Consider the following 20,424-nt stretch of genomic DNA (forward strand, 5'->3'; position numbering starts at 1 on the left):
TCATCGGTTCGTCTCGAGTGGTCGTCGGTTCGTCGCGGGTGGTCATCGGCTGGTCACGGTCTCGGGCTCGGTCCCCGCGGGGACCAGGTCGTCGACGCTCGGCAGGTCCGCACCAGGCCGGGTGACGGTGATCGCCGCGGCACGGGTACTGACCCGGCCGAGCTCGGTGAGCATCGACCGGCTGATCGGGCCGAACGTGCCGCCGTGGTGCTGCAGCTGCCAGATGAGCGTCGCCATGTAGCTGTCGCCGGCGCCGACGGTGTCGATCACGTCGACACGTTCGCCGGGGACCGACACCCGGTGGGTCGAGGTCGCCAGGAGGGACCCCGCCGCACCCGTGGTCAGGGCAGCGATCTGCACGCCGATCGCCAGGAGACGATCGAGGACGGTGTCCTCGGGCAGTCCCGGGTAGAGCCAGGCGGCGTCCTCGTCGGAGAGCTTCACGACGTCGGCGATCGCTGCGAGTCGCTCGAACACGACGCGTTCGTCAGCGGCGCTGCCGAGGAGCGCGGGACGGATGTTCGGGTCGAACGAGACCGTCCCGCCGGCAGCCGCAGTGCGCCGGGCCAGTTCCGCCACCTGGCGCGCTCCGGGTTCGAGGAACGCGCCGATCGATCCGACGTGCAGCCATCGTGGCGTCTGCGGCAGCGCCGGCAGGTCCCACTCGATGTCGAACTCGTACCTCGGCTGGCCGTCCGGTGCGAGCCGGACGACCGCGGACGACGTGCGCGTCGCGCGGAACACGTCGTCGACGAGCCGGACGCCGGACGCCCGGAGGTGGTCGGCGATGCGGTGTCCCCGCGCGTCGTCCCCGAGCCACGTGGCGAACTCGACCGGCGCGCCGAGCCGGGCCAACCCGAGTGCGACGTTCGCAGGGCTCCCACCGGGGACTTCGCGTGCCTGCTGGTCCTGCACGACGTCGACCAGCGCCTCCCCCGCGACGGTGATCGGGCGGCCGGTCATCGCTGCCCAGCCACGGTCACGGCGGTGCCGGTCAGCTCCCAGACCAGTGCCTCCGCGGGGGCCTCCACCGTCCAGGGCGGTGCCTGCTCGGGGTAGACGCGCGTGGTGACGGAGCGACCGGCGCTGGTGAACACCTCGACGACGGAGCCGTCCACCAGCACCCGCACCGCGGGCCGCTCCGCGGACCGGTCGAACGGCGCTCGGACGACTGCCGGACGTCGATCGGCGCGACTGTCGCGGCTGGAACGGGACCGGTCGACGGTGAGGGTGTCAGCCTCCAGATCGATGCGGATGTCGAGGTACTCGGCCTCCGAGAACCGGACCAGGATGCTGCCGGTGACGGCGACCGGCAGCACGATCTCCACCTGCGCGCCGACCGTGGCCCCGTCGGCCGGCTCCGGCCGACCGGCGCGGAGGGCCTCGAGCGCGGGGTGCGGCTCGCTGCCGAGCCGCCCGTCCGCGAGCCACGTCCTGCGGGGCACGGAGATCGCGCCGGACCAGCCGACCTGCTCGGTCCACTCCTCGGTGCGGCCTTCGGTGACCCAACCGAAGAGCACCGGCCCCCACGAGCTCGTCCGCATCACGGATGCCGCGTAGAAGTGCTGCCCGTCGTCGACCCTGGCGGGGTGCGGTACGCCGGTCAGCGGGATCGCGACGACGTCGCCCGGGCCGTGCGCGTGCGACCAGGACGCCACGATGGCGACGTCGGTCCCGTCGATCCGGAGGACCTGGGGACACTCCCACCCTTCGCCCGTGTCGATGCCGTCGACCGTGGTGCGGGGCATCGCCACCAGGTCACCGACGGAGGTCCAGGTGACGCCGTCGGCGGACCGGTAGTGACGGACGGACGCGGTCTGGTCGGCTGATGCCGCTCCGACGGCCATCGACCAGCCGCCCTCGTCCTGCCAGACGAACGGGTCACGGAACATGGTGATCGCTTCGTCGGCGGACGGGTCGGCCACGACCTGCACGCCGGGGCCGTAGGTGTTGCCGCCGTCCGTGGACTCGGCGAGGAGCACGGACTGGAACGGACTGTGGTCGACCTTGCCCGAGTAGTAGGCGCGGACGGTGCCGTCGTGGAGCACGGTGTTGCCGGACCACGCGCCTCCCGAATCAGCGCCACCCGGGACCGGGACGATGGCCGGTCGGTGCAGGGTCCAGTGCACGAGGTCCTCGCTGGTGGCGTGCCCCCACTCCACCGGGACCTCCAGGTCGACGCGGGGCCGGGACTGGAAGTACAGGTGGACCTGCCCACCGATGTCGACGGGGCCGTTCGGGTCGTTGACGTACCCGCGGGGAAGCCTGACGTGGAACTGCGGGAGGTGGTGGTCGGTGGCGGCAGCGGGCAGCGCCGTGCGGACGGTGGTGGTGCCGGTGCCGGTGCCGGTGCCGGTGTCGGTGTCGGTGTCGGTCATCGTGACGACCCCGCCGTGACGCCTTCGATGAAGTACCGCTGGGCGAAGATGAAGAGCAGGACACTCGGGATCATCGTCAGCACCACCCCGGCGAGGACGACCGAGATCGACCCGGTCCCGAGGTTGCCCTGCAGGCCGACCAGTCCGAGCGGCAGGGTGAAGGTGTCCTGCTGGTTGAGGAAGATCAACGGCCGGTAGTACTCGGCCCAGAAGCCCGAGAAGTTCAGGATCGCGAGTGTGGCGATCGCCGGGCTCGCCATCCGGGAGTAGACGTGCCAGAAGACGCCGAACTGGCTGGCGCCGTCGATGCGCGCCGCTTCGCCGAGCTCCTTGGGCATCTGCATGAAGTACTGCCGCATCAGGAAGGTGCCGAACGCACTGCCGAGGGCGGGGACGATCAGGGCGGCGATCGACCCGGTCAGACCGATGTCCTTGAGGATGACGAAGACCGGGATGATGATCGTCTGGATCGGCACCATCATCGTGGCGAGGAAGATCCCGAAGATGGTGTTCTTGCCGGGGAAGCTGATCATCGCGAACGCGTAGCCCGACAGGGTGCAGGTGATGGTCTGGCCGACGACGATGAGCAGGGTGACGACGACGCTGTTGACGAAGAACTGTCCGATCGGGATCTGGTTGAACACCGCGGCGTAGTTGCTGAAGTCCCAGGACAGCGGGAGCCACTGCGGCGGGTTGTTGAACGACTCCGCCGGTGTCCGGAGCGACGTCGTCAGGGTCCAGAGCAGCGGCCCGAGGGCGAACACCGCGGCGAGCACCAGGATGATGAGCCCGATGACGCTGCCGACGGTGGCGGCGGGTCGCCGCCGGCGCACGATGTGGTCGATGCTCGGCTGCGCCACCGTCTCCGGACTGTGCAGGGGGTTGATCGTGTCGGTGGTCGTCATTGGTAGAACACCAGCTTTCGTGCGGCGATGAACTGGACGGCGGTGATGATGCCGATGATGACCAGCAGGAGGATGGCGATGGCGGAGGCGAACCCGAACTGCAGGTTCTGGAACCCGGCCTGGTACATCGAGATGGTGGCCGTCGTCGTCGCGGTACCGGGGCCGCCCTTGGTCATGATGAACGGTTGGTCGAACAGCTGCATCGCGTTGATCATCGCGATGACGGTCGCGAACAGGATCGTTGGGCTGATCAGCGGGATCTTGATCTGGAAGAGCGCGCGCCACGGGCCGGCGCCGTCGATGGAGGCGGCTTCCTGCACGTCCACCGGCACCGCCAGCAGCGCGGCGACGAACAGCACGAAGGTGAACCCGACCTGCTGCCAGACCACGACCATCACGATCGTGACCTTCGCCCAGAACGGGTCGTTCAGCCAGTGCGCCCCGGGCAGGCCGATCTCGTTGAGGTAGTAGTTGATGAGGCCGAACTTCGTGTCGAAGATGTAGCCCATGAAGATCGACACCGCGGCGGTCGACGCCAGGAGCGGCAGGTAGAACGAGGTGCGGAAGAACACCCGGGTGGCGTTGCGCTTCCGGTTGTTCGCCAGCACGGCCAGCAGCAACCCCAGGGAGATCTGCAGGACGACGATGGCGAGGGCCAGTCCGATGGTGACGCCGAAGGACGCCAGGACAGGACCGTCGGTGAACAGCCGGACGTAGTTGTCGAACCCGACCCACCTGGGGCTGCTGATCACGTCCCACGAGGTGAAGGACAGTCCGAGCGACGCCAGGATGGGGACCAGGGTGAAGACGGCGACGAAGACCACCGCCAGCCCGATCATGAGGAAGCCGAAGGTGGACTCTCGTCGGCGGGCACGCTTGGCTGCTGGCCGGCGGGCCGCGACCTCGGCGGCCCGCCGGGTGGGTGTCCCGGTCGTCGCGGTCACGACGACGCCTGTGATGCGGCCTGCTCGATGTCGGCCTGCAGGCCGTCGAGTGCCTTCTTCGCGTTCCCGGAGGAGATCGCCTGTGTGGTGCGCTGGTTGAGCGCCGTCGCGAGGGCGTTGTAGTACGGCGGTGCCGAGATCGGCACGGAGTTGTCGAGCTGGTCGTAGAACACCGACCAGTGCTCCGGCCCCGTCGTGGCGTACCGGTCCGCGGTCATCAGGGACTTCTGCGCCGGCGTCGTCACGTTGCCCGGCCACAGCGCGTCGAAGCTCTCCGGCTGCACCATCAGCTTGATGACCTCGAACGCGAGGTCCTTCTGCTTCGACGAGTTGAAGATGCCGTACCCGCCCGCGCCGAAGAGCGACTTGTTGCTCTTCCACGTGGGGAACTCGACGACGTCGAAGCTGCCGTCCTGCATCCCCGCGTTGTGGAGTCCACCGGCCCAGAAGCCGCCGCCGATGGTCATGCCGATCCGACCGGAGGCCATCAGCCCCTGCAGGGTGGCGCCACCGCCGACGTCGGGCGAGGGGGACGCGCCGGACTTCTGCAGGTCGATGACGTACTGGAGCGCCTCGACGGCCGCGTCGGAGTTCGCCGTCGGGTCACCCCACTTCCAGCCGCCCTTGCGGCCGGTGACCCCGATCGGGTTGTCCGAGAACGCCTTGCTCTTCCACAGCCAGTCGCCGCCCGAGTACTTGCCCTCCTCGAGCAGGTTCCCGTCGTTGGCGTAGAGGAACGAGGTCCAGCTGCCCCAGAGGCGCACCACCCAGTCGAACGCGTAGGTGCCGCCACCGACCTTCGCCAGGCTCTCGGCCGAGGAGTGGAAGTCGTCCATCGACCACTTGCTCGTCGGACGGGACAGGCCGGCCTTGTCGAACAGGTCGGTCGAGTAGAACATGCTGCCCGCGTTGAAGCTGTCCGGCAGCGTGTAGAGGTGCCCCTGGTACATCGTCGACTCGAGCAGGACCGGGTGCGCGCCGGTGAAGTACTCGTGCAGATCCGACAGGTTCTTCGTGACGTAGTCGTCGAGCGGGGTGAGCAGGTTCTTCGACGCCAGGAGCTGTTGCCCCTCGGTCGCGACGCTGACGATGTCGGGGACGTCGCCCGAGGCGATCTGGGTGAGCACCTTGGCGAGGAAGTCGTTCCAGTCGGTGCCGTTGATCGCGGTGACCTCGAGGCTGGCCTTCTTGTCCAGTCGCTTGATCTTCGGCTCGATCGCCTTCTGCAGGGCAGTGGCAGCGCTCTGTTCGCCGAAGTAGAGCATCTTCACGGTGCCCGATCCGCTGCCCCCTCCGCCGCTGGTCGAGCAGGCGGCCAGCGAGCCGATGCCGGCCAGCGCGAGCCCGGCCCCGCCGAACTTGAACAGCGTGCGCCGGTCGATCGGTGTACTGAATCCGTTCGTCACGGTCGCTCCTCTCTGAGCGATGGTGGCCCCGACGAGCGGGACCAATACGTATTTGTGGCGAGCGTACACACGGCGGTCAGGGGACGCAATACGTATTTGCTTCTGGCATGATGAGCGCAACGAAGGAGGGTCGATGGCGAGCCGTGAACGCACCACGCAGTCACACCGCGTCACGATGAAGGACGTCGCACGCCACGCAGGCGTGTCGCAGCCGACCGTGTCGTTCGTGCTGAACGACCGCAGGGACGTCTCCATCGCGGAGGACACCCGAGCTCGGGTCCTCGAGGCGGCCAGGGAACTGAACTTCCAACCGAACCGAGCGGCACAGTCGCTCCGGTCGAACCGGTCGTACACGGTCGGGGTCATCGCCGACCGACTCGTCGCCCAGCCGTACGCCGGCCACATCGTGCTCGGTGTGCAGCAGGCGGTGCAGGAGGCGGGCTACGTCTGCTTCGTCATCGAGACGGCGCAGACCACGGACGGCGGCAAGGCAGCGGTCGAGAACCTCGTCCAGCAAGGCGTCGCCGGGCTCATCTACGCGGCACCCGGTCCGGAGTACGTGACACCGATCGACGGCCTCGAGCGCGTCCGGACCGTGTACGTCAACTGCTTCCCGTCCGGCGACGCCCCCGCCGTCACCGTCCTGGCCGACGAGTTCCAGGGCGGCCACGACGTGGCCGCCGCCGTCTTCGCCGCCGGACACACCGACATCGCGTTCCTCGGTGGCCCGGAGGACGACTACGCCTGCCGGGAACGCCGACGTGGACTCGAGCAGGCCGCGGCGGACGCGGACGTCTCGACCGACACCATCCACGTCGCGTTCGGCACGTTCCAGGTGGGCTCCGGCTACGACCTCGCGATGGAGGTCCTGACGACACTCCGTCCGACGGCGATCATCTGCGGGAACGACCGCATGGCCGTCGGCGCACTAATGGCCGCGCAGTCACTCGGCATGCGGTGCCCCGAGGACATCAGCATCGTCGGGTTCGACGACCAACCCGACCTCGCCGACCAGATGCACCCGCCGTTGACGACCGTCGCCCTGCCGCACCAGCAGATGGGCTACGACGCCGGAACGCTGCTGCTCGCAGCGACCGAGCAGCCCGGCCGGCACCTCGTGCCCTGCGACTACGTGCCACGCAGCTCGCTCGCATCCCCACGACCCGAAGGAACCTAGGTGGCCCTCCAGCGCAGCACCCACTTCCAGCCAGTGAACGGCTTCGTCGGGGACGTGATCCCCTTCGAGCACGACGGCACAGCCTGGCTGTTCTACCTGCTCGACGAGCGCCCCGACGCCCCACCGCTCGAACGGAGCACGGGGATGCCGTGGGCTGCCGTGACCACGACCGACTTCGTGGACTTCGAGGACCGTGGCGTGGTGCTGCCGTCCGGCGGACCGGACGCCAGCGACTTCGACTGCTACACCGGCAGCGTCGTCCAGGACGACGCCGGGACCCTGCACCTCTTCTCCACCGGCCACAACCCGCGCATCAGGACCGACACCGACGCCGGACCGAAGGACGCTCAGGTCGTCTGTCACGCGACCTCCACCGGCGACCTCACCGACTGGACCAAGCACCCCGACTGGGACCTCCCCGCTCTCGCCGGCTACTCCCCCGAGGACTGGCGGGACCCGTTCGTGTTCCGCCCGGCCGCCGACCGCCCGTGGCAGATGCTGCTCGCGACGCGGCGGCCTGCCGAGCCCCACCGGCGCTCCGGACTCGTCGCCCGGCTCGAGTCCGACGACCTGGTCACGTGGCGCGATGCCGAGCCGCTCTGGGAACCCCACCGCTTCATCACCCAGGAGTGCCCCGACGTCTTCCAGTGGGGCGACTGGTGGTACCTCGTGTACTCGGAGTTCTCCGACGCGTTCTGCACCCGGTACCGCGTCGCGACGTCACCGGACGGGCCGTGGCTCGCTCCGACGGACGACACCGTCGACGGACGGGCCTTCTACGCAGCGAAGACGGTCGCGCTCGGCGACGCGCGCTACTTCGTCGGCTGGATCGCGACGAAGGACGGCCGCCGCGACGGAAGCGCCTGGCAGTGGGCCGGCACCATGGCGACGCTGCAGGCGCACCAGCGCCCGGACGGGTCGCTGCGGTTCGACCTCCCGGAGACGGTGAAGGCCGCCTACACGCACGAGTCGGACGTCACGGCACAGCTCGAACCGCTGAACGGCGCCGATCGGACCGTCGGGAACGGCGCGGCGTCCCGGTACGCGTCGTGGCTCGGCCCCGAGCTCCCCGACGAGGCGCTCGTCGTCGCCGACATCGAGCTCCACGCCGGCACGGCGTCGTTCGGGCTGCTCCTGCGCTCGAGCGACGACGGCGAAGCGGGGTACGCGCTCCGCCTCGAGCCCGGACGCAGCCGAGTCGTCGTCGATCGCTGGCCGCGCGGCAGCACCGGGACCGAGCAGTGGCAGATCCTCGGCGACGTCCCGCACGCCGTGGAACTGGAACGTCCGGTGGAGCTCGCTCCGGGGCCGCACCGGATCGAAGTCCACCTCGACGGTGACGTCTGTGTCGCGGTCGTCGACGGCGCCGTCGCGTTGAGCACCCGTCTCTACGACCGACCGGCCGGTCGCGTGGGCCTCTTCACGCAGGACGGCGCGATCACACTGGAGCGCCTGTCGATCCGCACCCGCTGAACACGGGCGGACCGTGTCGGTGGCCGTTCGTCGGGACTGCCCTCACCGGGCGTGGACGATGCGGACGCGCGTGACGGTGAAGCCCGCTCGTTCGAACGCCGCGCGCATCGGTGTGTTGACGGCGTCGGTGGTCCCGACGATCCGGGCCTGCCCGTCGTCGTGGTGGACGTGGGTCATCTCGGCGAGCAGGTCGTGGACGTACCCGTGTCCCCGGTGTTCGGGAAGGACGCCGAGGTAGCTGATGCTCGCGTCGTAGGCGGTCCTGGTGGGGATGATGAACCCCACCGTCGTGCCGTCCGGGAGATGCGCGGTGCGCCATGCCCGCCGGTCACCAGGGAGCGACCGGTAGAAGTCGAGATCGTCGTCGGCGAGGGCGTCGACGCCCTCACGGGCGACCATGTCGTTGGTGTGGTCGTCGAGGGAGCCGGATGCGACGGCGGCGAACAGCGCCCGGAAGGTCGCGTCCTCGGCGGGGACGAAGCGCAGTCGGGTCGGCCGTGGGGGCTCCGGGTCCGACGCGGTGCGTGCGAAGCTGATCCGCTCGGTGGTGCGGGAGAACCCGCCCAGGTGGGCGGCTTCGTGCCGCCACCGAGCAGCCTCGACCGCTGCCGGATCACTCGTCCAGTTCGGGGAGACGTCGACGTTGAACTCCACGGGTGCGTCGCCGAAGGCGTCCAGCCCGGCGCGCACCAACGCAGAACCGATCGCGACCGCCTCCGGGCCGTGTGCACCGGTGGTCAGGCAGTCCAGGGTCGCGGGGCGGTCAGCGTCGGACCGGCCCCACCAGAGCGCACGACCGACGAGCCGTCCGGCCCGCTCGGCGACCCAGCACCACTCCGGACGGTAGTTCCCAGTGGCGAGTTCAGCGGTCAGGCGATCCGCACCGATCCAGGCCACGGGGTCGTCGCTCGTCCAGTCGGTCAGCGCCGGCACGTCGTCGCGGCCCGCGCGTCGGACGTGGAGGGTCGAGGTGGCGTTCACCGGCTGGGTCTCCATCCGACGACCCTAGACGACCCGCACCTCACTGCGGAGCACCGCGAAGACCAGGGTGTCCGTCCACTCTCCCTTGCTCCAGAAGTCGCTCCGGAAGTGCGCCTCCTGGCGCATGCCGAGGCGGCCCGCGAGGCGTGCAGACGAGTCGTTGCGTGCGTCCATCTGCGCGACCACACGGTGGACGTCGTGCCGTTCGAAGACGGCCAGCAGGACGGCGGCCACCGCCTCGGTCGCGTACCCGTGGCCTCCGTGGGCGGGATCGAGCGTCCACCCCACCTCGACGGTGCGTCGCTCCTGCTCCGTGCGCCAGACCGAGACCGCCCCGATCAGCGTCCCGCCGCGTTCGATCGCCAGCGCGAGCGCGCCGCCCGGTTCGTCCAGGCCGGTCCGGGCGAGTCGACGCTGGAGGTGCGCCGCACCGGATTCGAGTGTCCACGGTTCCTCGAGGAGGTGGCGCGCGACCTCCGGTCGGGAGTAGATGGACACGAGTCGCTCGAGATCGCTCTCGCGGTGGAGCCGGAGGGTCAATCGTGCCGTGGTCACCAGCGCTCCGGTGGTCACGCCCGTGGTGCTCGCGGCCCCCGGTGGCAGATCGGCCGTCACGACGACCCGAGGACGAGTTCGGCGACCTCGACGACGGCGTCATCCGGCATGTCGGGGTAGTAGTTCTCGCGGAGCTGTTGCCCGAAGCGGCGCATGTCGGTCCCCGGGGGCTGATGGGCCTGCTCCGCGGTGAGGGTGTCGAGCCGGTACCGGTGCACGGCGGTGACCGCGCCGACCAGCGGCTCGGCCGTGGGGTGACCGTCGAAGACGAAGGTCGCGGCGCCGACCGCCACGGACTCGTTCCAGCGGACGGTGGTGACCTTCTCGCCGCTGACGATCGCTTCGTGGTGCTTCTGGTGGAAGTGGATGGTGTCCGGAGTCGGGGCGTCCATGTCCCCACCCTGCCCGAGGTCGTCTTCGGGCGCGCTCCCCGTCGTCACCGCCAGGATCACCGTGCGCACCGCTGCGACCTGTCGCGCCTCGGTCCACCCGTCGGGATCTCCCGCCGCCAGGCTCGACACGCCCTCGACCGCAGCGACGAGGGCCGCTGCCCGTTCGGCCGAGTCGGCGTGGAGCTCCGGGTACGCGGACTCGATGAGCCGCGTCACCCGCTCCGCGAAGGCCCGGCTGTTCGCGGCGTGCCGCTCGGCGAGGACCGGATCAGCCAGCGCTGCCGCGAGGAACCCCACCCACACCCGTGCTTCGGCGAGTCGTTCGCGGTCCACGGGCAGCGCGCCCAGCAGGACGGCACGCAGCGCCGATCCGGCGTCGGGGGCATCGGCCTCGAGCGCGTCGGAGCGGACGCGCGTGCGCTCGTGCATGAGGTCGCGGGCGTGGAGCAGGAGCGCCCGTTTGTCGCGGAACGTGTGCAGGACCAGGCCCGTCGTGCACCCGGCACGCTCCGCGACGGCCCGGAGCGTGAGCCCCGTCGGGCCGCGGTCGGCGAGCGTCCCGAACACCGCCTCCGACAGGCGCAGCCGGCTCGCTTCCGCATCTCTCGTCCTGCTCACGCGACGACGGTAACAGATGTTACGGTAACGATCGTCACGAGAGGAACCCATGACCTGGACGATCAGCCGCACGGAGTTCGACCACCCCGATGCCGACCAGCTGCGGCGAGCGCAGCGCGCCGAGCTGGACGCGCGCTACGGCAGCGACGACCACGAGCCGGGCACACCGCCGTCGGCAGCCGACGTCCCGGTGTTCCTCGTCGCGAGGACGAGCGACGGCCACCCCGTCGCCTGCGGGGGCCTGCGCCCCCTGGCCGACGACGTCGCCGGACCCGGGAGCGTCGAGATCAAGCGCATGTACGTGGCGCCGCCAGCGCGGGGGTCAGGGGTGGCGGTCACCGTCCTCCGCGCCCTGGAGGCTGCTGCTCGCGATCTCGGGTCGAAGCGCGTGGTCCTCGAGACGGGCACCCTCCAGCCCGACGCGATCCGCTTCTACGAACGGGAGGGCTACACGAGCATCCCGCTGTACGGCCCCTACGTCGGGTGCGCCGAATCCGTCTGCTTCGCTCGGGATCTGTGATCCGTCGCCTCGGCGCGCACTGCCGTCACCGGTCGCAGTCGGTGCACCGGCCGTGGACGGTGAGTGTCTCGGTCTGCGCGAAGAAGTCGGCGTCCTGGATCACCGCGACGCGTCGGAGCGGTACCTCCTCGATCCGTCCGCACTCGTCGCAGACGAACAGGTCGTCACCCGGCAGCAGGTAGACCGCTCCGCCCGGCAGGACGACCTCACGGACCCGGCCGACCGCGACGAGGCGGTGCACCTCCCGGTAGACGGTGGACAGGCTGATCGGGTCGCCGGCGCTCCGCAGTGTCCGGTACAGCTCCTGCACGGTGGCGCGGCGAACCGTCCGGAGCGCCACGAGGACGCACTCGGTGTGTCGACGTCGCGCGCGGTGCGCGACCGTGACGGCGGGAGCCATGCCTCCATCCTCTCCCGAGAATGAGTATCGCGATCATTTGGGTTCGCAAAGGGGGCCGCCGGTGCCCTACGGTTCCGATCGAGAATGGTTCTCATCACAATCGGGCCCAGTGCCCTGGACAGGACGGATGCCGTGCGCATCAACAGATTCATCGCCTCGGGCGTCGTCGCCGCAGTGACTGCCGCAGCCCTCACCGGGTGCTCCTCCGCCGGGGCCGGTGACAGCGGGAAGATCACCGTGGTCGGCGCCGAGAACGAGTACTCCGACGTCGCCGCACAGATCGGCGGGAAGTACGTCACGGCATCGGCCGTCATGAGCAACCCGAACACCGACCCGCACACGTTCGAGGCCAGTGCCAGCGTGGCGAGGGAGCTCTCCGCCGCGCAGTTGGTGATCCAGAACGGCGTCGGGTACGACGACTTCATGGCCAAGCTCGAGAAGGCCTCGCCGAACTCCGCCAGGAGGGTCATCACCGCGCAGACCGTGCTCGGGCTCCCCGACAGCACCAGGAACCCTCACCTCTGGTACGACCCGAAGACGATGCCGGCCGTCGCCGCGGAGATCGCCGCCGACCTGGAGAAGCTCGACCCGGCCCACAAGACGACGTTCGAGCAGAACCTCACGACGTTCGACGACTCGCTGCACGCGTGGACCTCCGCGCTCGCCGCCTTCAAGAGCGCACACGGCGGGACCCCCGTCGCCGTGACCGAACCGGTCGCGGACTACGCCCTCGAAGCAGCGGGCGTCGACGTCGAGACACCGTGGTCCCTGCAGGCAGCGATCATGAACGACACCGACCCGTCGCCCCAGCAGTCCGCTGCGCAGGACTCCCTGTTCACGGCCAAGCAGGTCAAGGTCTTCCTCTACAACCAGCAGGTGACCGACTCGATCACGGCGCACTACCTGTCGCTGGCACACGCGAACGATGTCCCGGTGGTCGGCGTGTACGAGACGATGCCGACCGGCTACACCTACCAGCGGTGGATGGAGGCTGAAGTCGCGGCGCTCTCGAAGGCCGTCACCGACGGCACCTCGACGGAGAAGCTGTGACCACCGCTGCAGCGGTCGCCGCCGGTGGCGTCGTCACCGTGCGCGACCTGCGTGTCGTCCTCTCCGGGCGGGCCGTCCTCGACGGCGTCGACCTCGACGTCGCGGCAGGCGACTTCGTCGGCCTCATCGGCGCGAACGGCGCCGGCAAGACCACGCTCCTCCGCGCGTTGCTCGGCGTGGTCACGGTGACCAGCGGCACCGTCCGTCGACCGCAGCGTGCTGCCGACGTCGGCGGCATCGGCTACCTCCCGCAGAAGACCGTGCTCGATCCGGATGCGCCGCTGCGAGCCCGGGACGTCGTGGCGCTCGGACTCGACGGCGGTCGCCTCGGCCTCCCGCTCCGGCGGCGGCGGACACTCGCGCTCGTGGACGAGACGCTGGAGCGTGTCGGCGCGACGGCGTTCGCGGACCAGCGGATCGGCGAGCTGTCCGGCGGCCAACAGCAGCGCGTCCTGCTCGCGCACGCGCTGATCAGTCAGCCGGCGCTGCTGCTCCTCGACGAGCCCCTGGCGAACCTCGACCCGGCGAGCGCCGCCGACATCGTCGCGCTCCTGCACACCATCCGGCGCGACCACGGCGTCGGGATCGTCCTCACCGCGCACGACATCAACCTGCTCCTGCCGGTGCTCGACCGCGTCGTCTACCTCGCAGACGGTCGAGCGGTCACCGGCTCCCCGGCCGACGTCATCCGCGAAGACGTCCTCTCCCGCCTCTACGGGCGACCGATCCGGGTCATCGACGCCGACGGACGCCTCGTCGTCCTCGCCGACGACCGCTCCGCCGTCCCCGCGGGAGCGGTCCGCCGATGAGCGTGTCCGTCGCCGTCGCGCTGTCGGGTTTCGTCACCAGTCCGACGGTCCACTCCGCGCTCGTGGTGGGTGGGTTCGTCGCCGCGGTCACCGGTGTCGTCGGGGTCTTCACGGTGGTCCGTGGGCAGTCGTTCGCCGGACACGCCCTCGCCGACCTGGGTGCCGTCGGCGGCGCCGGCGCGTTCCTCGTCGGCATCAGCCAGCTCTGGGGGTTCGTCGGTGCGGGCGTCGTCGCCGCACTCCTGATGGAGGCCATCGGGACGCACCGGCTGAAGGGCCGGGACGTCGCCACCGGGGTCGTGTTCGCGTTCGGGCTCGGCCTGACGGCGCTGTTCCTGTACTGGGACACCACGATCGGAGGCTCGAGCAACGCGGCCGTGTCCGTCCTGTTCGGCTCGTTGTTCGTCATCGATGCCTCCGTCGTCCCCCCGGTGGTGCTCCTCAGTGTGGTCGTGCTCCTGCTCGTCGGCACCACCTACCGCTGGCTGCTGCTGGCGTCCGTCGACGAGGACCTGGCCGTCGCCCGCGGGGTGCCGGTCCGGCTCGCCGGGCTGGTGTTCCTCGTGGCACTCGCCCTCGCGGTGGAGCTCTCGTCCCTGACCATCGGCGCGATCCTCTCGACCGCGCTGCTGATCGGTCCGGCGGCCACCGCCCTGCTCCTGACCCGTCGGTTCGGTGTCGCCGTGCTCCTCGCTGCCGGCATCGGCGTCCTCGAGACGTGGGTCGGCTGCCTCATCGCGTACGAGAGCTACTACTGGGCCGGGAAGGACGGGAACTGGCCGGTCAGCTTCTGCGTCGTGGCCCTGGTCCTGGTCGTGTACGTCGGAGCCCGGTTCGCCTCCCGCATCGCCCGGAGGAGAACGGCGTCCCGACCGGTCATGCACGCCCCGCGGATCCTCGCCGACGCCGGAAGGGTCGGCTGATGTTCTCCGACTTCATGGTGAACACCTGGATCGCCGGCACGATCGTCGGCGTCGTGGCCGGCGTCGTCGGGGTGTTCGTCGTCATCCGCGGCGACGCCTTCCTGGCGCACGCGCTCCCGCACGGGGCGTTCGCCGGTGCCGCGGGCGCCGTGCTCGTCGGGATCGACTCGTTGCTCGGCATCGGGGTGTTCGCCGCCGTCGGCTCCCTGCTCGTGTCGGTCCTCGGACGCCGCGGGCGGGGTGACGTCGCCACCGCCCTGACGCTGGCGACGATGCTCGGTCTCGGCGCGTTCTTCCTCAGCCGCTCGAGCGAGTACTCAGCCGAGGTGTTCTCGTTGCTCTTCGGCCAGGTCCTCGGCGTCTCGACCGTGGAGATCGTCCCGATGCTGGTCCTGGGCATCGCGTGCCTCGCCGCCGTCGCCACGCTCTACCGGCCGTTGCTCCTCGCCTCGTTGCTGCCGGCCACCGCGCCCGCACGTGGCGTGCGGCCGCAGGTCGTGACGGTCCTGTTCGGGTTGATCGTCGCCTGCGCCACGACGACGAGCGTCCCCGTCGTCGGCGCGCTGCTCATGTTCGCTCTCCTGGTCGGCCCGCCCGCGGCCGCACGGACCCTCGCTCGCCGACCATCGCGGGCGATCGCACTCTCGACGGTGTTCACGCTCGTCGTGGTCTGGGCCTCGATCGCTCTCGCCGACGCCACGGACTGGCCGGTCGGTTTCTTCGTCACCGCGCTCAGCGCGGTGCTCTTCCTCGGTGCGCACGCACCGCGGCTCCGTCGGTCGGTGCCGATCGGGAGGCCCGTGGTGACCGTCCGCTGACGGCGTCGGTACCGCGCGGGGTGCCGTCCGGATCGGTCCGGTCGACACACCAACCCTTCCGTAGCGTTAGAGTTGGCACGTCAACCCTCTCGTTACGGAAGGGTCGGTCTGCCCTGGTCCTCCCGCGACCGGCGTGCGTGTCGCACCGCCCTCGCCTGCCCAGCCGGCACCGAGCCTCCGGACCAGACACCGAAGGAGACCCGTGACCACCGTCACGCCCGCACCGGCTCCGGTGCACACCAGCCCCACTGTCCTGTCCGCACTGAAGAGCCCGCGCCTGCTGACCCGCGAGGCCCTCGCCGGCCTCGTCGTCGCCCTCGCGCTCATCCCCGAAGCGATCTCGTTCTCGATCATCGCCGGCGTCGACCCCCGCGTCGGGTTGTTCTCGGCGTTCGTGATGGCCGTCGTCATCTCGATCGTCGGCGGCCGTGCCGCGATGATCTCCGGCGCGACCGGCGCCATCGCCCTCGTCGTCGCCCCGGTCATGAAGGACCACGGCCTGGACTACCTGATCGCCACCGTCCTGCTCGGCGGGGTGTTCCAGCTCATCCTCGGCGCCCTGGGAGCAGCGAAGCTGATGCGCTTCGTACCCAGGTCGGTGATGGTGGGGTTCGTCAACGCGCTCGCGATCCTGATCTTCACCGCCCAGCTGCCCAACATCATCGGCGTCGACTGGCTCGTCTGGCCGATCACCATCGTCGGCATCGCGATCATCGTGCTCCTGCCCCGCCTCACCAAGGCGATCCCCGCACCGCTGGTCGCGATCGTCGTGCTCACCCTGGTGACCGTGTTCGCGTCGATCGCGATCCCCACCGTCGGCGACGAGGGCACACTGCCCGACAGCCTGCCGACCCTGTTCATCCCGAACGTCCCGTTGAACCTCGAGACGCTGACGATCATCGCCCCCTCCGCCCTCGCGATGGCCCTCGTGGGACTCCTCGAGTCACTGATGACGGCGAAGCTGGTCGACGAGGTCACCGACACCGGGTCCCGCAAGACCCGCGAAGCGATCGGACAGGGCGTCGCGAACATCTGCTCGGGCTTCCTGGGCGGGATGGGCGGTTGCGCGATGATCGGCCAGACGATGATCAACGTCAAGGCCTCGGGCGCCCGCACCCGCATCTCCACGTTCCTCTCCGGCGTGTTCCTGCTCGTCCTCGTCGTCGGGCTCGGCGACGTGGTCGCGATCATCCCGATGGCCGCCCTCGTCGCCGTCATGGTGATGGTCTCCGTCGGCACCTTCGACTGGCACAGCATCACGCCCTCGACGCTCAGGCGGATGCCCGTCGGGGAGACCGTCGTCATGGTCCTCACCGTCGTGATCGTGGTCGCGACCGACAACCTCGCCATCGGGGTCATCGTCGGCGTCGTCGCAGCGATGGTCGTCTTCGCCCGCCGGGTCTCGCACTTCACCTCGGTCACCCGCAGCCTCGAGACACCGGACGGTGGCGAGCAGCACGCGCTGTACACCGTCGAGGGTGAGCTCTTCTTCGCCTCGAGCAACGACCTCACCACGCAGTTCGACTACGTCGACGACCCGGAGCTCGTCGTGATCGACATGACGAAGTCGCACGTGTGGGACGCCTCCACCGTCGCCGCCCTCGACGCGATCGAGACGAAGTACCACGCACGCGGCAAGCGCGTCGACATCCGCGGCATGAACGACGCCAGCCGGGCGTTCCACGGCCGCCTCGCCGGGAACCTCGGCGCCGGCCACTGACCTCCGGCCCCGCTCCGGCCCCGCTCCGGCTGCACGATGAGCACGAACTTCTCTGCCGTCATCCCCGGGGTGTGCAGTTGAGCGCTCGCGTCCCGCCTACGCTGGACCGACGGTCCCGTCCGCTCAAGTCCCTGACGAAAGGCGATCTTCCACGATGCCAGCCCTCCAGCACGCGCTCGACCTCAAGAAGCCCGCACCCCTGAAGCGTGGCGCGCTGCGCGTCACGCCGCTCGGCGGGCTCGGCGACGTCGGCCGGAACATGACCCTGTTCGAGCACCGCGGCAAGCTGCTCGTCGTCGACTGCGGCGTGCTGTTCCCCGAGGAGACCCAGCCCGGCATCGACGTCATCCTGCCGGACTTCACCGCAGTCCGGGACCGCCTCGACCAGGTCGACGGCATCGTCCTCACCCACGGCCACGAGGACCACATCGGCGGTGTCCCCTACCTGCTCAAGGAACGCCCGGACATCCCCGTCATCGGCTCCAAGCTGACGTTGGCGTTCATCACCGCGAAGCTGCAGGAACACGGCATCACCCCGGTGACCCACGAGGTCAAGGCCGGCGACCGACACGACGCCGGGCCGTTCGACCTCGAGTTCATCGCGGTCAACCACTCCATCCCGGACGGCCTCGCCGTCGCCATCCGCACCAGCGCCGGCACCGTGCTGCACACCGGTGACTTCAAGATGGACCAGTTCCCGCTCGACCACCGCCTGACGGACCTCAACGGGTTCGCCCGACTCGGCGACGAGGGCGTGGACCTGTTCCTCGTCGACTCCACCAACGCCGAGGTCCCCGGGTTCACCACGGCCGAGCAGGACATCGGACCCGCGATCGACCGGGTGTTCCGTGAAGCACCGAAGCGCATCGTCGTCTCCAGCTTCGCCAGCCACGTGCACCGCATCCAGCAGGTGCTCGACGCCGCCCAACGGCACGGTCGGAAGGTCGCCTTCGTCGGCCGGTCGATGGTCCGCAACATGGGGATCGCGGCCGACCTCGGCTACCTGCACGTGCCGGACGGCCTGGTCGTTGACCTCAAGCAGCTCGGCAAGCTCCCCGGGCACAAGAGCGTCCTGATCTGCACCGGCTCGCAGGGTGAGCCGATGGCCGCGCTGTCCCGGATGGCGCGGCGCGAGCACATCATCAAGGTCGGTGAAGGCGACACGATCCTGCTGGCGAGCTCGCTGATCCCGGGCAACGAGAACGCGATCTACGGCGTCATCAACGGGCTCATCCGCTGGGGTGCCACCGTCGTGCACAAGGGCAACGCGAAGGTGCACGTCTCCGGGCACGCCAGCGCCGGCGAGCTCGTCTACTGCTACAACCTCGTCAAGCCGAAGAACGTCCTGCCCGTGCACGGCGAGTGGCGTCACCTCGTCGCCAACGCCGAACTCGCCACCCGGACGGGCGTCCCCGAGGACCGCGTCCTCGTGGTCGAGGACGGCGTGGTCGTCGACCTGGACCGTGGGAAGGCCCGGATCGTCGGTCGCATCCCGGCGCCGTACGTGTTCGTCGACGGGACCACCATCGGTGTCGCCACCGAGTCGGCCCTGAAGGACCGTCTCGCCCTGGCGGAAGAGGGGCACATCACCGTCCTCGGCATCTTCGACGAGCCCGCCCAGAAGCTCGTCGACCCGGTGGAGTTCCTGCCCAAGGGATTCGTCGAGGAAGCGGGCTGGATGCAGCACGCCGAACAGGTCGCGACCAAGGCGATCACCGAGGCCACCGCCCGTGGGCACGTCGACGGTGCGGCGGCCGAACGCGCGATCACCGAGGGGCTGGAACGCTGGTTCCTCCGCCGGCACCGTCGCACGCCGGTCATCACGGCAGTCGTCGTCGACGCGGACTGAGCGGACCAGCGCACGCATCTCCTCCGGAGGCGCCGGGGGTCTCCGCAGGGTGGCCCCCGGTGGTCTCGGGCCTCGGGAGATCGAGACCGCACGGCGTGCTCGTCGCCGAGCGTCTCAGCGGGGTACGGCCGCGAGGAACACGTCGGTGTCGGCGGCGATCTCCGGCGATCGGGTGTGGTGGAGGTAGTGGTCGCCCCGGAGCGTGACGACCCGGCCGTGTTCCACGCTCGCCGCTTGCCGCTCGTGCAGCGTGCGCCAGCCGTCCTCCTCGCCGTCGCCCTGCGCGACGAAGAGCAGGACGGGCAGGTCGGCCGGGAAGGTCTCCCCGCGGACGGACGCGAAGTTCTCCGGCGCACGGTCCATCTCGTCGAGCAGGGTCGGCGCAGTCGAGTTCTTCGTTGTGAGCAGGCGCATCTGCTGCTTCGTGGCGTCGTCGTACGGCAGTCCCGCGAAGGTGTCGCCACGGACGGCGGTCAGCACGCGGAGGATCCCGAGGTCCCGCAGGGCGACGAGCCCCTCGGTCGCCGGCGGCTCGTCCCACCCGGGCTGGTCCGGCACGCTGCTGTCGATCCCCACGAAGGCGGTGACCTCGTCCGCGTAGCGATGGCTGTACTCCAGGGCGTAGATGCCGGCGATCGAGTGGCCCATGAGGACGTACCGGTCGACGCCCAGGTGGTGCAGCGCCTCGTGGACCTCTCCGGCGATGTTCGCCGCGGTCCGCGGGGAGTCCGTCTGGTCGCTCAGTCCGGTGCCGAACGGCTCGACGGCGACCACCCGGTGCGTGTCGTCGAGTTCGGAGATGAGCGGCTGGAAGTCGAGGCCGGGAGCCGCAGTGCCGAGGCCGGGCAGGAGCACGATCGTCTCCGCGCCGGCGCCGCTGACGACCACGTTCATCCGTCCGCCGTCGACGGGCACGCGCTCGCCGTACGGCCTGATGGCGGCGAGCTCCGAGTGCGTCGCGACGGCGTTCACGATCGAGGTGGTCGCCACGGCCAAGATCGGGAGTGCCACGAGTGTGGCGACGGTCCAGAGGGTGATCCGCAGGGGCCGGCGCAGGCGCGTCCTCGGCTGCCGTCCGGCGGCGCTGATGTCGTGGTGCGGTGCCGGGGTTCCGGTGTCAGGCACGCGCGGGGACCTCGGCGATGTCGAAGTAGACCGGGAGACCGCGGCGGCGTGCGATGGCGACGTCCGCGTCGGCGCCGGCGGACTCGCCGGGGAGCCGGAGCACGGCGTCGCAGTGCCCGAGGAGCCGCGATGCGGTCTCGTACATGACGTCCGGGCCCGTCTCGACGTCCACGCCGGACTCGGCGGCGACCCGCAGGATCGGCAGGGCTGCCCACTCGCCGATGAGGGGCACGTGACCGAGCTGGAAGACGGGCCAGGCGGCCTGCTCGAGCCGGGCCAGGTTGTGGGCGATCCGATCGGGGTCGCCGTCCGTGCCGGAGCGGTAGGGGCCGGCGATGAGGATCAATTGCGCGTCGGTCATGGTGGTACCGTAGGGCAAAC

Annotated in this window: 20 protein-coding genes; 9 read left to right on the forward strand and 11 right to left on the reverse strand. The window is 70.1% G+C overall.

The features are described from left to right. Positions 1–42 precede the first annotated feature (42 nt). From JOD51_RS09640 to JOD51_RS09660, 5 genes are read right to left on the reverse strand one after another with little or no spacing between them, the layout of a single operon-like run. On the reverse strand, positions 43–963 hold the full coding sequence (locus JOD51_RS09640) for a carbohydrate kinase family protein (RefSeq protein WP_204608061.1): 921 nt from the start codon (positions 961–963) through the stop codon (positions 43–45). After that, entirely contained in the window at positions 960–2,378 is a 1,419-nt protein-coding gene (locus JOD51_RS09645; RefSeq protein WP_204608062.1) for a glycoside hydrolase family 32 protein, read from the reverse strand. The genes JOD51_RS09640 and JOD51_RS09645 overlap by 4 nt, the downstream gene beginning before the upstream one ends. Further along, on the reverse strand, positions 2,375–3,283 hold the full coding sequence (locus JOD51_RS09650; protein WP_204608063.1) for a carbohydrate ABC transporter permease: 909 nt from the start codon (positions 3,281–3,283) through the stop codon (positions 2,375–2,377). Before JOD51_RS09650 ends, JOD51_RS09645 begins: the two co-directional genes overlap by 4 nt. After that, complete coding sequence (locus tag JOD51_RS09655) at positions 3,280–4,227, reverse strand: carbohydrate ABC transporter permease (protein ID WP_204608064.1); 948 nt, start codon at positions 4,225–4,227, stop codon at positions 3,280–3,282. The genes JOD51_RS09650 and JOD51_RS09655 overlap by 4 nt, the downstream gene beginning before the upstream one ends. After that, entirely contained in the window at positions 4,224–5,633 is a 1,410-nt protein-coding gene (locus JOD51_RS09660; RefSeq protein WP_204608065.1) for an ABC transporter substrate-binding protein, read from the reverse strand. Before JOD51_RS09660 ends, JOD51_RS09655 begins: the two co-directional genes overlap by 4 nt. A 133-nt stretch (positions 5,634–5,766) precedes the next feature. Here JOD51_RS09660 and JOD51_RS09665 point away from each other — a divergent pair, with 133 nt between their 5' ends. Both JOD51_RS09665 and JOD51_RS09670 read left to right on the forward strand, forming a co-directional pair. Beyond that, positions 5,767–6,810: a LacI family DNA-binding transcriptional regulator gene (locus JOD51_RS09665; protein ID WP_204608066.1), complete on the forward strand. Its 1,044-nt coding sequence runs from the start codon at positions 5,767–5,769 to the stop codon at positions 6,808–6,810. Beyond that, a complete protein-coding gene (locus JOD51_RS09670; RefSeq protein ID WP_204608067.1) occupies positions 6,811–8,283 on the forward strand; it encodes a GH32 C-terminal domain-containing protein in 1,473 nt (490 codons plus the stop codon). It begins immediately after the preceding gene. A gap of 42 nt (positions 8,284–8,325) precedes the next feature. Here the strand turns inward: JOD51_RS09670 and JOD51_RS09675 are convergent, their stop codons facing one another. Genes JOD51_RS09675 through JOD51_RS09685 form a run of 3 tightly spaced genes read right to left on the reverse strand, consistent with a single transcriptional unit; the run spans position 8,326 to position 10,829 of the window. Further along, entirely contained in the window at positions 8,326–9,279 is a 954-nt protein-coding gene (locus JOD51_RS09675) for a GNAT family N-acetyltransferase (RefSeq protein ID WP_204608068.1), read from the reverse strand. Positions 9,280–9,288: 9 nt separating this feature from the next. Further along, positions 9,289–9,837, reverse strand: a complete 549-nt coding sequence (locus JOD51_RS09680) for a GNAT family N-acetyltransferase (RefSeq protein ID WP_204608069.1) — start codon at positions 9,835–9,837, stop codon at positions 9,289–9,291. A 38-nt stretch (positions 9,838–9,875) separates the two neighbouring features. After that, a complete protein-coding gene (locus tag JOD51_RS09685; protein WP_204608070.1) occupies positions 9,876–10,829 on the reverse strand; it encodes a TetR family transcriptional regulator C-terminal domain-containing protein in 954 nt (317 codons plus the stop codon). A 49-nt stretch (positions 10,830–10,878) separates the two neighbouring features. Between JOD51_RS09685 and JOD51_RS09690 the strand changes: the two genes are divergently transcribed. After that, a complete protein-coding gene (locus JOD51_RS09690; RefSeq protein WP_204608071.1) occupies positions 10,879–11,349 on the forward strand; it encodes a GNAT family N-acetyltransferase in 471 nt (156 codons plus the stop codon). A 25-nt stretch (positions 11,350–11,374) separates the two neighbouring features. Here JOD51_RS09690 and JOD51_RS09695 read toward each other — a convergent pair whose 3' ends face one another. Then, on the reverse strand, positions 11,375–11,749 hold the full coding sequence (locus JOD51_RS09695; protein ID WP_204608072.1) for a Fur family transcriptional regulator: 375 nt from the start codon (positions 11,747–11,749) through the stop codon (positions 11,375–11,377). A gap of 132 nt (positions 11,750–11,881) precedes the next feature. Between JOD51_RS09695 and JOD51_RS09700 the strand changes: the two genes are divergently transcribed. The 6 genes from JOD51_RS09700 to JOD51_RS09725 all read left to right on the forward strand — a co-directional run bounded on the left by JOD51_RS09700 (position 11,882) and on the right by JOD51_RS09725 (position 18,918). Further along, positions 11,882–12,799, forward strand: a complete 918-nt coding sequence (locus tag JOD51_RS09700; protein ID WP_204608073.1) for a metal ABC transporter solute-binding protein, Zn/Mn family — start codon at positions 11,882–11,884, stop codon at positions 12,797–12,799. Beyond that, a complete protein-coding gene (locus JOD51_RS09705) occupies positions 12,796–13,608 on the forward strand; it encodes a metal ABC transporter ATP-binding protein (protein ID WP_204608074.1) in 813 nt (270 codons plus the stop codon). The genes JOD51_RS09700 and JOD51_RS09705 overlap by 4 nt, the downstream gene beginning before the upstream one ends. Then, positions 13,605–14,531: a metal ABC transporter permease gene (locus JOD51_RS09710; RefSeq protein ID WP_204608075.1), complete on the forward strand. Its 927-nt coding sequence runs from the start codon at positions 13,605–13,607 to the stop codon at positions 14,529–14,531. Before JOD51_RS09705 ends, JOD51_RS09710 begins: the two co-directional genes overlap by 4 nt. After that, a complete protein-coding gene (locus JOD51_RS09715; protein WP_204608076.1) occupies positions 14,531–15,349 on the forward strand; it encodes a metal ABC transporter permease in 819 nt (272 codons plus the stop codon). Before JOD51_RS09710 ends, JOD51_RS09715 begins: the two co-directional genes overlap by 1 nt. 202 nt (positions 15,350–15,551) lie before the next feature. Further along, positions 15,552–17,069, forward strand: a complete 1,518-nt coding sequence (locus JOD51_RS09720) for a SulP family inorganic anion transporter (protein ID WP_204608077.1) — start codon at positions 15,552–15,554, stop codon at positions 17,067–17,069. Between the two features lie 154 nt (positions 17,070–17,223). Continuing rightward, positions 17,224–18,918 carry a ribonuclease J gene (locus JOD51_RS09725; protein ID WP_204608078.1) on the forward strand — a complete coding sequence of 565 codons (1,695 nt, stop codon included), beginning with the start codon at positions 17,224–17,226 and terminating at the stop codon, positions 18,916–18,918. 114 nt (positions 18,919–19,032) lie between these two features. Here JOD51_RS09725 and JOD51_RS09730 read toward each other — a convergent pair whose 3' ends face one another. Continuing rightward, complete coding sequence (locus JOD51_RS09730) at positions 19,033–20,043, reverse strand: alpha/beta fold hydrolase (protein WP_259557073.1); 1,011 nt, start codon at positions 20,041–20,043, stop codon at positions 19,033–19,035. After that, a complete protein-coding gene (locus JOD51_RS09735) occupies positions 20,036–20,404 on the reverse strand; it encodes a DUF4406 domain-containing protein (RefSeq protein WP_204608079.1) in 369 nt (122 codons plus the stop codon). Before JOD51_RS09735 ends, JOD51_RS09730 begins: the two co-directional genes overlap by 8 nt. Positions 20,405–20,424 lie beyond the last annotated feature (20 nt).

It is taken from the genome of Curtobacterium herbarum (assembly GCF_016907335.1).
GTDB lineage: Bacteria > Actinomycetota > Actinomycetes > Actinomycetales > Microbacteriaceae > Curtobacterium > Curtobacterium herbarum.